The following is a 13,305-nucleotide window of genomic DNA, read 5'->3' as shown; positions in this document are numbered from 1 at the left end:
TGGCGGCGAAGGCGGTGAACCAGCGGTCGATCGTCGCGGGGTCGAACAGGTCGGTGCTGTACTCCAGGTGGCAGCGGATGCCCTCCGCCGGGCCGCCGTCGGTGAAGTACACGCACAGGTCGGCGAGGGCCTTGTCGGGCCCGGCGTCCAGGGCGGTGGCCCGCACGCCGGGCAGGTCGAGGCGGAACGGCTCGTCGCGTTCGAACTCGGCGAGCACCTGGAAGACCGGTGTGCGGTCGGTGGCGCGGCTCGGCGCCAGCTCCCGCACCACCGACTCGAACGGCACGGCGGCGTGGTCGTAGGCGTCCAGCGCGGTGCGCCGCACCCGGTCGAGGAGGGTGCCGAAGTCGGGGTCGCCGGACAGGTCGACGCGCAGCGCCAGGGTGTTGACGAAGAAGCCGACCAGCTGCTCCGAGCCCTCTGGGCGGTCGGAGATCGGCGTGCCGATCACCACGTCCCGGTCGCCGGTGAGGCGGTGCAGCAGCGCCGCGTAGCCCGCGATCAGCGTCATGAACAGCGTGGCCCGCCGACTGCGGCTCAACTTCCGCAGGCTGTCCGAGAGTTCGGGGGCGAGGGTGCGGAACGCGGCCCGGCCGGCGGAGGTCATCACCGGGGGGCGGGGTCGGTCGGTGGGCAGGTCCAGCACCGGCAGGTCGCCGCCGAGGGTCTGCCGCCAGTACGCGAGGTCGGCCGACGCCTCGGGGCTGTCGGCGGCGGCCCGCTGCGCGCGGGCGTGGTCGGCGTACGACCGGGTGAGCGCGGGCAGTTCGCCGTCCGGGACGGTCCGGCCGGCCGTCGCGGCCCGGTAGAAGGCGGACAGGTCACGGGTCATCACGGACGCCGACTCCGCGTCCACCACGATGTGGTGCAGCGACAGCACCAGGACGTGGCGCTGCTCGGCGAGCTTCACCAGCCGGGTGACGAAGAGCGGGCCGTCCGCCAGGTCGAAGCGGCGGGCGCTCTCCGCGTCCAGCACGTCCTGCACGGCGGCGTGCGGGTCGGCCCCGGCGGGGGTGGCGGCCGAACGGTCGATCAGCTCGAAGTCCGGCTCGTGCGGCGGCAGGACGACCTGCACGGGCTCGCCCGGGCCGGCCTCGCGGAAGACGGTGCGCAGGCTCTCGTGGCGGGCCACCAGCGACCGCACGGCGGACCGCAGCGCGGGGACGTCCAGCGGGCCGTCCAGCAGCAGCGCCTTGGACTCGTTGTAGGCGGTGCGGCCCGGCAGGATCCGCTCCTCGGTCCAGATCCGCTGCTGGCCGGAGGAGAGCGGGTGCTGCCGCGCCTCCGGTCCGGGCGCGCCGGTGTCCCGGGCGGCGCGGGGACGGTGGCGGCGGGGCGGGCGGCAGCGGAGCGGCGCAGCGCGTCGAGGTGGGGCAGGCCGGCCCGCAGGGTGCTCTCCGGGACGCCGAAGTCCACCAGCGCGACGATCTCGTCCACGCCGGCCGCCGTGACGGCCTCCACCACGGGGGCCACCGTCTCGGGGGTGCCGATCAGCGCCCGGTCGTCGCAGTAGCGGCGGTAGGCGCGGGCGAACAGCACGTCCTGGTCGTCCTGGCTCAGCGCGGACAGGTCGACCTGGTACCCGAGGCTGTTGGTCACCCCGCCGAACAGCGAGAGCGAGGCCCGCATGTACCGCGAGAGCGGCTCGAACGCCGCCTCGCGCACCTGGTCGTGGTCGCTGCCGAGCAGGGTGTGCAGCAGGATGGCGACCCGTCCGGCGGCCGGGTCGAGGCCGTGGTCGGCGCGGGCGCGACGGTACCGGGCGATGTTGTCGCGGAGCTGGTCGATGCTCTGGGACATCAGGTTGGTGACGATGCCCAGGTCGTGACGGGCGGCCAGTTCGTAGGACGCCGGGTTGCCGACGACGGCCGTGAACATCGGCGGCAGGTCCTGCACCGGGCGCGGGAACAGCCGGATCGCGGTCTCGCTGCCGTCCCCGACGGTGCGGCTGAGGGCCTCGCCGCGCCACAGCGCCCGAATGTCGGCGAGCTGCTCGAACATCGTCTCCTTGTGGCGGCCGAACCGGTCCGGGAAGAAGACGAAGTCGTTGGCGTTCCAGCCGCTCGCGCAGCCGATGCCGACCCGTCCGCCGGAGAGGTTGTCCACCATCGACCACTCCTCGGCGACCCGGATCGGGTCGTGGAGCGGCAGGACGACGGAGCCGGCGTTGATGCGGACGCGTTCCGTCTCCCGGGCGAGGGCCGCGCCGAGCACGGCGGGGTTGGGGAACAGGCCGCCGAAGGAGTGGAAGTGCCGTTCGGGCATCCAGAGCGAGTGGAAGCCGTGGGTGTCGGCGAAGCGGGCGGTCTCCAGGATCGTGGCGTACTTGTCCGGGCGGGTGCCTTCCTCCTGGGGGTAGTCGCCGAAGAAGTAGATGCCGAAGTCGGGGCCGGCCGGGCGGGCCGGGGCGGCCGTTGCCGGGGTGGCGACAGGGGCGGGGCCGGGGCCGGGGCGGCGACCGGGCCCGGAGCCGGGGCGGCCGTTGCCGGGGCGGGGGTGCGGGTCGGGGCGGAGAGGGGCATCGCGCCGACCGGGGCCGGGGCCGCGATCGGGGCCGGGGCCGGTACGGCGGTCCGGGCCGGCGGAGCGGTGGCAGGCTCGGCCGCCGGGCCGGGGTGCGGGTGGCCGGGAAGAATCCGGCGTCGCGCAGCTCGCGCAGCGAGCCCCGGACGGCGTCCGTGACCACGGCGAGGTCCTCGTCCGTGTGCGCCGTGGACAGGAAGAAGTTCCGCCACTCCCAGACGAACACCCCGCGCAGCAGCAGGTGGTGGTACAGCAGCTCCATGTCGGCGCGGTGCTCGAAGCGGAACATCGAGCCGAAGTGGGCGAGCCGCAGCGGGAATTCCTCGGCCTCGAAGAAGCCGTTCAGGTCAGCGGCGAGCCGGTCCGTCCGGCTGTTGAGCCGCTGCTGGAGCGACGGCCCCTCCGCCTTGAGGTGACCGAGGACGGCGCGGGCCGCGACCATCGACACCGGGTGCTGGATGTAGGTGCCGCCGAAGAAGGTGGTCTCGCCCGGCGGGTAGCTGGCGTCCCCGTAGCTCCAGTAGCCGCCGTCGACGCCGTCCATGATGTCGGCCCGGCCGGCGATGGCGCCGATCGGGAAGCCGCCGCCGAGCAGCTTGCCGTAGGTGGCCAGGTCGGGGGTCACGCCGTACAGCTCCTGCGCGCCGCGCAGCGCGGGGCGGAAGCCGGTCAGCATCTCGTCGAACATGAGGACGATCCCGTGGCGCTGGGTGAGCGCGCGCAACTCCCGGACGAACTCGACGGGTTGCAGTGACGGGTGGCGGCTCTGCACCGGCTCGATGATGCAGGCGGCGATGGACTGCGCCTGCTCCTCGATGATCCGCAGCGAGGCCGGGTCGCCGTAGTCGAGGACCAGCAGGTCGGCGACCGCGCTGTCCGGGATGCCGATCGACACCGGGGCGGTGGCGCGTTCCTCGCCCTTCCCCGCCGCGCGGCCGAGGACGTTGTCCGCGTGGCCGTGGTACGAGCCGTGGAAGGTCACGATCTTCCGGCGCCCGGTCGCGGCGCGGGCGAGCCGGATCGCCGCCGAGTTGGCCTCCGTCCCGGAGTTGGCGAACGCCACCCGCTCCATGCCGGTGATCTCGGCGAGCAGTTCGGCGGCCTCGCCCGTCTCGGCGTTGCGCGGGCCCAACTGCACGCCGCGCGACAGGTGTTCGCGCACCGCCTCGCGGACGAACGGCGGCTCGTGGCCGAACATCAGCACCCCGAAGCCCATGGTGATGTCGGTGTACCGGTTGCCGTCGACGTCGGTGATCGACACGCCGGACGCGCCGCGTGCCGCGATCGGGTACAGCATCTCCTTGGTGCTGGAGCGGAAGCCGACCACGGCCCGGCTGTCGGCCAGCACCCGGCGGTGACGCTGCGCCAGTTCCTTCGAGGTCCGCGTCTTCGCGGTGTACCTGCGGACGAGTTCGTCCAGGTGCCGCTTGCGGCTGTCGGGTCCGGTGCCGCTGACCATGCCGGAGGCGCGGTCGACGGCCACCCGCGGGCCGTGCATCTTCGGTGCGGCGCCGGACGGGGCTGCGGGGACCGTCCCGGCGAGTTGCTCGGAGATCCGCCGCGAGAGCTCCGCCATCGCGGCGAGGTCGCTGTCGGCGGCGGCGGTGACGGCCGCGAGGCCGTCCGGCTGCGGCGCGTTCATCGGCCACCGGCCGCGGGCAGGGCAGCCAGCTGACGGGACACCAGCTCGGAGAGCTGCGTCATCATCTGGAGCTGGATCTGGGTGAGTTGCTGGATCTGCCGGGCCAGCTCCTCGACCTCCTGCCGCGTCGCGTACGCGGGGGCCGCGACCGGAGCAGCAGGGACCGACACGACAGGCGCGGGCACGACGGGCGCGGCGGCAACCGGTGCGGGCGCGACGGGTGCGGGCGCAGCGGGCGCGGCGGCAACCGGTGCGGGCGCGACGGGTGCGGGCGCAGCGGGCGCGGCGGTGACGGGCGCGGGCACGACGGGCGCGGCGGCAACGGGCGCGGGAGCCGCGGCCCCCGGGAGCCGGCCCACGATCAGCTCGGCCAGCAGGCGCGGCGTGCCGGCCTCCTCGAAGAGCTCGCGCATGGCGACCTTGACCTGGTGCTCCTGCTCGATGAGCCGCAGCAGGTGGATCAGCTGGAGCGAGTCGGCGCCCAGGTCGAAGAAGGAGGTGTCGTCGCTCACCGCCCCCGGCGCCGCGCCGAAGTGTTCGACCGTCACGTCGACGATGTGGCGGCGTACGTCGTCGGCGGTGACCGTGCCCGTGTTGCTCAGTTCCACTGCGTCCTCGTCTTCCGTTGGTTCACCGAAGGTGCTGATCGTCTGTGCGGGGCCGGTCCAGTGGCTCCGGCGCTGGAAGCGGTAGCCGGGCAGCGGGATGCGGCCGCCGGGGGTGCCGTCCAGCAGGTGGTGCCAGTCCACCGGCGCGCCTGCGCAGTGCAGGGCGGCGGCCGCGGACCAGAGGGGGTCGATGCCCGCGCCGCGGCGGGTCGCGGAGACCACGGTGGCGTGCGGCAGGGCGCGCCCGGCGAGACCGCCGAGCGTGTGGTGCGGGCCGAGGTCCAGCAGTACGGGCTCGCCGTCCGCGTGCGCTCCGAGCGTCGCGAGCACGGCGTCGAAGCGCACCGCCTCGCGGGTGTGGCGCAGGAAGTAGTCGGTGTCCGGCACCCAGCCCACGGGCCGGAGTTCACCGTCCAGCCCGCTCACGAACGGGACGGTCAGCGGGCGGAAGGCGATGCCGTCGAGGACGGTGCGGAACGCGTCGAGGGCCGGTTCGGTCAGCGCCGTGTGGAAGGCGCGGTCGACCGGGAGCCGGTCGCCGGGGATGCCGCGCTCGGCGAGCAGGGCGACGAGTTTCTCGGCCGCCTCGACCGGTCCGCCCAGCACGTGCGAGCGTTCGCCGTTGGCGACGGCGACCTCCAGCCCGGGGATCTCTCCGGCGAGTCGGTCGGCGGTCGCGCGGTCGGCGGCGACGGCGACCATCGCGCCGGGCGGACAGGCCTGCATGAGCCGGCCGCGTTCGGCGGTGAGCCGCAGCCCGTCCGGCACGGTGAGCGCCCCGGCGGCGGCCAGGGCCGCGTACTCCCCGGCGCTGTGTCCGGCGACGATCGCGGGCCGCACCCCGGCCTGCTCCCACATCCGGGTGAGCGCCGCCTGGAGTGCGAACAGCGCGGGCTGCGCGGTGGCGGTGGGCCAGGTCTCGGTCCCGTCGGCCTCGGGGCCGGTGCGGAACGCGTCCAGCAGCGGCGCGCCGTACTCCCGGCGGTACTGGGCCTCGCAGGCGTCGAGGACGTCCGCGACCGCCCGGAACCTCCGGTCGAAGGGGGCGGCCATGCCGCGGAAGGGGCTGCCCTGGCCGGCGAACAGGAAGCCGACCGGCTTCCCGCCCTCGCGCGGGGCGAGGCCGGACCACGCCGGTCCGCGTCCGCCGGCGGCCGGGGCCGGGCCGGTCAGCCAGCGGTCGAGCGCGTCGGCGAGCGCCGCCGGGCTCTCGCCGCGCACGGCGAGCCGGTGCCGTCCGTGGGTGCGGCCGAGTGCGGTGGTGGTGACCAGGTCGGGCATCGGCGTGCCGGGGTGCCGGCGCAGGTGGGTGCGCAGGGCGCGGGCGTTCGCGGTGAGCGCCTGCGGGTCGCGTCCGGAGAGCAGCAGCACGCCGGGGGTGGGGTGGGCGTGGTCCGCGGGTGCGGGGGTTGGGGGCGGTTCCTCCAGCAGGACGTGGACGTTGGTGCCGCCGACGCCGAGCGAGGTGACGCCGGCGCGCCGCGGGCGTCCGTCGCGCGGCCATGGCCGGGCCTCCCGGGGGATGTAGAAGGGGCTGGCGTCGAGGTCGATCCCCGGGTTGGGGTTCCGGTAGTTGGCCATCGGCGGGATCACTCCGTGGCGGACCGCGAGCATCGCCTTGATCAGGCCGACCAGGCCCGATGCCACGTCCAGGTGGCCGATGTTGGACTTGGTCGAGCCGATCGCGCAGTAGCCGGTGCGATCGGTGTCGACGCGGAACGCCGCGGTGGCGCCGTCGAATTCGATCGGGTCGCCCTTGAGCGTGCCGGTGCCGTGGGTCTCCAGCAGGCCGATCTCGTCCGCGCTGATCCCGGCCGTCTCCAACGCCCGTCGGATCGCGACCTGTTGGCCGGCCGCGCTGGGCGCGGTGTAGGTGTGTTTGGCGGCGCCGTCGTTGCTGACGCCCCATCCGCTGATGACGCCGTGGACGGTGTCCCGGTCGGCGAGGGCGCGGTCGAGCCGCTTGAGGACGACCGCCACCACGCCGTTGCCGCCGACCGTGCCGTCCGCCGCGGCGTCGAACGCCCGCACCCGGCCGGTCTTCGACAGGATCGAGCCCTTGACGTACTGGTAGCCCAGCACCTGCGGCGTGTGGACGGCGGCGGCCCCGACGAGCGCGAGGTCGGTCTCGCCGGCCAGCACGGCCTGCGCGGCGGTCTGCACCGCGACCAGCGAACTGGAGCATCCCGTCTGGATGTTGAAGGACGGGCCGGTCAGGTCCAGCCGGAAGGAGGCGCGGGTGGCGGTGAAGTCGGGGTAGTTGCCGATCATCACCTGCAGCCGGGAGAGCCAGTCCTCGGCGAGCGCGCCCGTGAGCACGTTGTTGAGCAGGTAGGTCTGCAGCGAGTACAGCTCGTAGCCGGTGCTGGCGTACACGCCGATGCGGGTGCCCGGGCGCTCCTTCGGGTAGCCGGCGTTCTCCAGTGCGTGGTGGGCGACTTCGAGGAAGAGTCGGTGCTGCGGGTCGGTGAAGGCGGCCTCCCGGCCGCTCATGCCGAAGAACGCCGCGTCGAACTGCGAGATGTCGCCGTCCAGGACGGCGCTCGCGCCCACGAAGTCCGGTGCCCGGTACTTCTCGGGCGGGATTCCGGCGGCGGCGAGTTCCTCGTCGGTGAAGTGCCGGACGCGGTCCTCGCCGTCGCGGATCACCCGCCAGAAGGCGTCCGGGGTGTCGGCGCCGGGGAGGCGCAGCGCGAGGCCGACGACGGCGACCCGGCGGTCGGCAGGGGCGGTCATACCCGTTCTCCTTCGGATGCGGGAAGCCGGTCGTCGGCCGGTGTCGGGGCGGCCCGTCGGGTGGCCGCGCCGCGCACCAGCAGGAGCAGGAATCCGAGGCAGAGCACGATGGCGAGGCCGTGGAAGCCGCCGACCACCCGCAGCGGGGAGAAGTGCTCCAGCAGGGCGCCGCTGAGGATCATGCCGAGGCCGAAGCCCAGGTTCTCCACCGACGCCGACAGGCCGAACAGGCGGGCCCGTTGGGCGTCCGGGACGGTCTGGAGCCGGGAGACGTAGGCGACTTCGGTCAGCCCGTCCGCCATGCCGGCCAGCAGGGCCACGACCACGGCCAGCGCGGTCGGCAGTCCGGCGAAGACCAGGATGAACGCGGCCGACATCGCGCAGGCGCCGAGGGCGAAGACCCGCTCCCCCGGGCTGCGGCCGGTGCGGGACGTCCAGCGGGAGAGGATCTGCTGCACGGCGATGTTGCCGATCGCCCAGGTCGCCCAGAACTGGCTGATGAACGCGGCCGGGTGGGCGTGGTCGAGCGCGTCGGAGTAGATCGGCAGGGCCACGTTGTGGGACGAGGAGCCGAGGCCGTCGACCGCCCGGACCAGGACCATCACGGCGACGACGGGCATCGACCGCAGCAGCACCACGGTGGCCCACCGCCCACCGCCGTCGTCCGCCTTGGCCTTGGCCTCGGCCTTCCCCTTCGCCTCCGCCTCGGCGGCGGGCGCCGGGGAGTCGCCGGCCGGCGCGGCCTCGGTGCGGATCGGCAGCGACAGCAGCACGCTCGCCGAGACCAGGAACGTCAGGGCGTCGAGGGCGAACGCCCAGCGGTAGCCGAGTTGGGCGACGATGACGCTCGCGGAGCCGAACCCGGCCACCATCGCCAGCGAACGGCCGGTCGCCAGCAGGCTGTTGGCCCTGGTCCGCAGGTCCGCCCCGACGATCTCGGGCACCGCGCTGCGCAGCGACACCCCCGAGACGGTGGAGCACGCGCCGGCCACCACCGCGAGCCCGAACAGCAGCGCGACCCGCGCGCCCGACGGCGCCAGCAGCAGCAGGACCAGTGCGGTCGCCTGGGTGAGGTCCGCCCCCACCATCAGCCGCTTGCGCGGAATCCGTGAAGCGAGCGCCCCCGCGAGGACTCCGGACGCCACGCTGGTCAGCAGCCGCACCGCCATGTACAGACCGGCCGTCAGGGCACTGCCCGTCAGGTGGTACACGAAGACGTTGAGCGCGACCATGTTGAGATAACTGCCGTACGCGGAAACCGCGTTGCCCGCGACGAGCAGGCGGAAACGTTTCACCTCGACCCCCACTGCAAGCCTGTGACATGGACGCGCCTGGCCATGGCTGCCGCAGTCTAGGAAGGCCAAGATCCTCTTGGCAAGACCTTCACAAAGCGGCCCGGTGTCGGCGGCGGAAGTAATAGCGGGGTAAAGGAGGCATCACCGGGGCGCGGCCATGCGGAACACCCGCACGCCACCGCGCAGGCGCGGCGGCGTGCGGGCCGGTTCCCGGGCCGGGTGGGGCCGGCCCGGGGGTCCACCGGTGGGGTCAGGAGACGTTGAGGTTGATGTCGTCCAGGACGAAGGAGGTCTGCTTGGTGTAGTCCTCGGCGCCGGTGAACTTCAGGGTGACGGTCTGGCCGGCGTACCCGGCGAGGTTGAAGGTGCGCTGCTGGTAGCCGCTGGCGGCGTTGGTGTTGTTGTAGCTGGCGAGGGTGGTGCCGTTGGCCGTCACGGTGAGGGTGTCGAACACCGTGGTGGCCGAGGAGGCGCTGTCGATGTGCAGCCAGAAGCTGAGCTTGTAGGTGGTGCAGCCGGTCGGCAGGGTGACGGTCTGGGCGAGGGTGTCGGTGTTGGCGACGCCGTAGCCGTCCAGCCAGGCGTCGTAGCTGCCGCTGTGGGCGGGCTCGCTGCTGCTGCTGTTGATGGTGCTGGAGCCGCCGCTGTTGGTCTCGGTCCAGCCGGAGGTGGAGCCGGTCTCGAAGCCGGGGTTGGTGATCAGCTGGGCGGCGGTGCAGGTGCTGCCGCCGCTCGCGGCGACCGTCCAGGTGAAGGTGGCGGTGGCGGACGGCCCGGTGGAGTCGGTGGCGGTGACGGTCACCGTGGAGGTGCCGGCGGTGGTGGGCGTGCCGCTGATCAGGCCGGTGGCGGAGTTGACGGTCAGTCCGGCGGGCAGGCCGGTGGCCGCGTAGCTCAGGGTGCCGCCGGCGGTGTCGGTGGCGGACAGCTGGAGGCTGGTCGCGGTGCCGACGGTGGCGGTGCGGGCGCCCGGGTTGGAGAGGGAGACCGAGCCGGTGTTGCCGGTGGAGCCGCCCTGGGCGAGCCAGGCGGTGGCGTTGAGGGCGAGCGCGGCGTCGGTGCCGGCCGGGTCGTTCCAGCCGTCGTAGAGGGTGTTGCCGGACTGGCCGGTGCCGTCGTCGATCGGCGAGGAGTCGCCCCAGATCGCGACCCGGCCGCTGCCGAAGGTCGAGGTGACGAACGCGGCGCCGGTGCTGCCGCTGTAACCGGTGCGGTAGAGCAGGCCCTTGACGTTCGGATTGTCGGCGGGCTTGAGGGTGAAGGTGGTGCCGTTGCGGATGATCGAGCCGGTGACCTTGCCGAAGGAGCCGTTCAGCACCGGGTCGGTGGTGTCGGTGATCGCCCGCGGGTTGTCGGTGGTGATGTTCAGCAGGTCGACGGAGAAGCCGAACGGGTCGGTGTTGTCGACGCTGTTGGTGGTCAGCAGGTCGTTGATGATGGCCGGGGAGTCCCAGCCGTCGTTGTTGCGGTCGCTGACGGTGTGGTCGGAGATCAGGAACAGGCCGCCGCCGTTCTGGACGAACTTCATCACGGCGGTCTTCTCGGCGTCGCTGAGCCGCACGTTGGGCTCGGGCAGCACGAACTCGTCGAAGTTGGCGAGGTCGAGCGCGCCGCCGGTGCCGTAGGTGATGGTGTTGCCGGCCGGCAGGGTCTTCAGGCTGTAGTTGCCGGTCTTCTGCAGGGCCACGCCCCAGGCGGAGATGGCGCCGGTCCAGCTGGTCTCGCCGGTGGGGTTGGCGTTCTGCGCCAGCGGGTCGGGCTGGCTGGTGGAGATGATCCAGTCCGCGTTGCCCGCGGTCTCCGCCTTGGAGTTGTCGAACAGCACTCGCTTGGGGGTGGCGGCGGCGGCCGCGGCGGTGGTCTTGGGGGTGGCCGCGGTGGCGTGCTGCGGGATGGCGCTCGCTCCGGCTGCGGCCACCAGGGCGGCGGCGGTGAGGGCCAGCGGGCGGGCGGCCTTCCACGTTCTGATCATCTGTCAATCTCCTCGAACCACAGGAACCATGGGGTGCGCTACGCGCGTAGGCGGGCACACGCTGCCATGGTGGGGTAAGCGGAGCTTGAACGGAACATGTCGATCTCACGCCGTCGCAAATGCGCCGGTTTGTTCGGCGTGAGAGTGATCACGTAGACCGCGGGCCCCGGAACACCAGGTGGATCGGCGTTCCGGGGCCCGGGTGGTGACAGGACGTCAGGCGGCCGCGCCGGACTCCGCCGGGAGCAGCGCCGGGACCGGCCGCGGGCGGCTGTCCGCGTCGACCGCGACGAAGGTGAGCCGCGCGGTGGCGACCTCGGTGACCGGGCCGGCGGCGGCGTTCCAGCGCTGCGCGGTGACGCTGACCCGGACGGTCATCGAGGTGCGGCCGGCCCGTTCGAGCTCGGCGTGCGCGGTGAGCAGGTCGCCGGCCCGGACGGGGGCGAGGAAGGACATGCCGTCCACCGCGGCCGTGACGGCCGGGCCTTCGGCGTGCCGGGCGGCGGCCGCGCCGGCGGCGTCGTCGATGAGCTTCATCACCACGCCGCCGTGGATGGTGCCGTACAGGTTGGTGTCGTGCTCGCTCATGATGTGCGCGAGCGTGACCTCGGACGCCTCCGCGGGCTTGGCGGCGGTCATCACGGGTGTCGCGGTCTGGTCTGCCACGTCAACTCTCCTTCGCGAGTTGCGACTCGGGCCGCGGCGCCGGTGGGCACCGCGGGCGGCGGCAGGTCTTCGGACTCGCGGGCCTCTCCCGTGGAGGGTCTTCCTACTGGCCGTCGCTTCCCGGGCCGCTCGGGCCCAGTGCGTGTGACGGCGGTCGTTCCCGCTCACCGCTGCGAGGCAGTCCTGGACTCGCACCAGGTTCCCTCTTGCGACGCGCCCGGCCTGGCTCGGACGGGGGCGAACCGCTGCCCGACCAGCCTATATCCCCTTTCGAGGTGCTCCCGACGGCGGCCTGCGGGAGGGCCCGGCGGGCGCTCCGGCGCCCTCGGACGGGCGGGCCGCCGGGGCGGACGGCGCGACGGCGGCCGGGGCCGATGGCGCGAAGGCGCCCCCGGCCGGCGATCACCTGCCGGGGCGCCAACTCCCTTTCTCCGAAAGCCGGTTCGCGCCGATGTCTTGTCAGCCCCGACGCATCTCCCTACTGTCGAGTAACGCCCGCGCCACGGCGCGTTCCGCGGCCGGTCCCCGGGCGTTCCCTTTCGGCCTGTCCGCGTGAAGGAGCCGTGATGTCCCGTTCCCCGTACCGGCGCTCTCGACGTGCGAGCCGCCTCGCAGGCGTCGCGGCGGTGTGTGTTCTGGCGGTGTCCGGCCCGGGCGCGGTGGCCCGCGCGGGCGCGGAGGTGCCGACCGCCGCGGCCGGTGCGTCCGACGGGCTGCGCGAGGTGCTGTTCGTCGGCAACAACTGGGACGGCACGGCGGACGCCGTCACCTCCCGCGGGGCGCTGGCCCGGGTGGGCCGGGTCGACGTGATACCGGACAAGGACCAGCGGCTCGCCGAGATCGCGCTGAACCCGGTGAAGCTGGCCTACTTCCTGGGCGTCCGGCTGGGCCCCGGGGAGGGGCACGACCAGTTCGTCGACGACATGTACACCACCCCGGACGGCTCCGCGCTGGTGGTCTCCCGGCCGAGCTTCGCCGACGTGGTCTCCGTCGATCTGGCCTCGGGCCGGCTCAACTGGCGCTTCCCGGTGGACGGTTACCGCTCCGACCACATGGCGCTGTCGCCGGACGGCACCAGGGTGGTGGTCTCCGCGTCCACCGCGAACACCGTGCAGGTGCTGGACATCGCCACCGGCCGGCTGCTCGGTTCGTTCGCCGCCGGCGACAAGCCGCACGAGAACCTCTACACGGCCGGCGGCCGGCAGATCTGGAACATGTCGATCGGCGAGGTCACCACCGCGCTGGACGCACCGTGGCTGGACTGGACGAAGGGCGACCGGCACATCACGGTCGTCGACGCCGACACCTTCCGGACGGTGCGCACCATCGACATGCGCCCGCGCCTGGACGCCTTCGGCCGCTCGGACCTGTCCAACGCGGTCCGGCCGGCGGTGTTCTCCCCGGACGGCGGGACGCTGTACTTCCAGGTCTCGTTCTTCAACGGGTTCGTGGAGTACGACGTGGCGAACGACCGGGTCACCCGCGTCAAGACCCTGCCGAAGAACCCCGCGACCAGCGAGGACCGCACCACCTGGGTCAACGACTCCCGCCACCACGGCCTGTCGATGAGCCCGGACGGCAGCCGGCTCTGCGTCGCGGGCACGATGGACGACTACGCCACGGTGGTCGACCGGGCGTCCCTCCAGGAGGGGCCGCTGGTGCCGGCCTCCAAGCCGTACTGGGCGACCGTCAGCGGCGACGGGAAGTCGTGCATCATCTCGGAGAGCGGCGCCGACCGGGTCACCGCGATCGACTTCGCCACCGGCCTGCCCACCTCGGGGGTCGACGTCGGCGACCACCCGCAGCGGGTCCGCCTCGGCCACGTCCCCGCGGGCTGGACCGGCCCCGCCGCCGGCTGACCCG

At 73.5% G+C, this 13,305-nt stretch carries 5 protein-coding genes, 3 pseudogenes and 1 riboswitch; of the genes and pseudogenes, 1 reads left to right on the top strand and 7 read right to left on the bottom strand.

Translation table 11 applies throughout. From position 1 onward, the window contains the following. Positions 1–13 precede the first annotated feature (13 nt). From KCH_RS45330 to KCH_RS31620, 7 genes and pseudogenes are all read right to left on the bottom strand, one after another. A pseudogene (locus tag KCH_RS45330) lies at positions 14–1,216 on the bottom strand (condensation domain-containing protein); the annotation flags it as partial. A 197-nt stretch (positions 1,217–1,413) separates the two neighbouring features. After that, a pseudogene (locus KCH_RS45325) lies at positions 1,414–2,376 on the bottom strand (MupA/Atu3671 family FMN-dependent luciferase-like monooxygenase); the annotation flags it as partial. Between the two features lie 421 nt (positions 2,377–2,797). Continuing rightward, positions 2,798–3,820: pseudogene (locus KCH_RS45320) on the bottom strand (aspartate aminotransferase family protein); the annotation flags it as partial. A gap of 341 nt (positions 3,821–4,161) precedes the next feature. Then, positions 4,162–7,509, bottom strand: coding sequence for a type I polyketide synthase (locus KCH_RS31635; protein WP_035868725.1), 3,348 nt, complete (start codon positions 7,507–7,509; stop codon positions 4,162–4,164). Then, the gene (locus KCH_RS31630; protein ID WP_035874676.1) at positions 7,506–8,804 is read right to left on the bottom strand and encodes an MFS transporter; all 1,299 of its coding nucleotides are present in this window, start codon (positions 8,802–8,804) and stop codon (positions 7,506–7,508) included. Before KCH_RS31630 ends, KCH_RS31635 begins: the two co-directional genes overlap by 4 nt. Positions 8,805–9,054: 250 nt before the next feature. Then, positions 9,055–10,776, bottom strand: coding sequence for a putative Ig domain-containing protein (locus KCH_RS31625; RefSeq protein WP_035868723.1), 1,722 nt, complete (start codon positions 10,774–10,776; stop codon positions 9,055–9,057). A 216-nt stretch (positions 10,777–10,992) separates the two neighbouring features. Further along, positions 10,993–11,442 (bottom strand): acyl-CoA thioesterase, encoded by a 450-nt coding sequence (locus tag KCH_RS31620; RefSeq protein WP_425268850.1) that lies wholly within the window; start codon positions 11,440–11,442, stop codon positions 10,993–10,995. Positions 11,443–11,485: 43 nt separating this feature from the next. Then, a riboswitch (cobalamin riboswitch) is annotated at positions 11,486–11,704 on the bottom strand. A 304-nt stretch (positions 11,705–12,008) separates the two neighbouring features. Here KCH_RS31620 and KCH_RS31615 point away from each other — a divergent pair. Continuing rightward, positions 12,009–13,301, top strand: a complete 1,293-nt coding sequence (locus KCH_RS31615; protein ID WP_035868716.1) for a YncE family protein — start codon at positions 12,009–12,011, stop codon at positions 13,299–13,301. Positions 13,302–13,305: the final 4 nt, after the last annotated feature.

Origin of the sequence: Kitasatospora cheerisanensis KCTC 2395 (assembly GCF_000696185.1) — a bacterium.
GTDB lineage: Bacteria > Actinomycetota > Actinomycetes > Streptomycetales > Streptomycetaceae > Kitasatospora > Kitasatospora cheerisanensis.
The sequence above is the reverse complement of the archived record's forward strand: the minus strand, read 5'-3'. Positions and strand labels throughout refer to the sequence as shown.

Excerpts from the sequence above, each read along its gene's own strand:
- KCH_RS31625 (WP_035868723.1), bottom strand. The coding sequence starts at position 10,776 with ATGATCAGAACGTGGAAGGCCGCCCGCCCGCTGGCCCTCACCGCCGCC.
- KCH_RS31615 (WP_035868716.1), top strand. The coding sequence starts at position 12,009 with ATGTCCCGTTCCCCGTACCGGCGCTCTCGACGTGCGAGCCGCCTCGCA.
- KCH_RS31635 (WP_035868725.1), bottom strand. The coding sequence starts at position 7,509 with ATGACCGCCCCTGCCGACCGCCGGGTCGCCGTCGTCGGCCTCGCGCTG.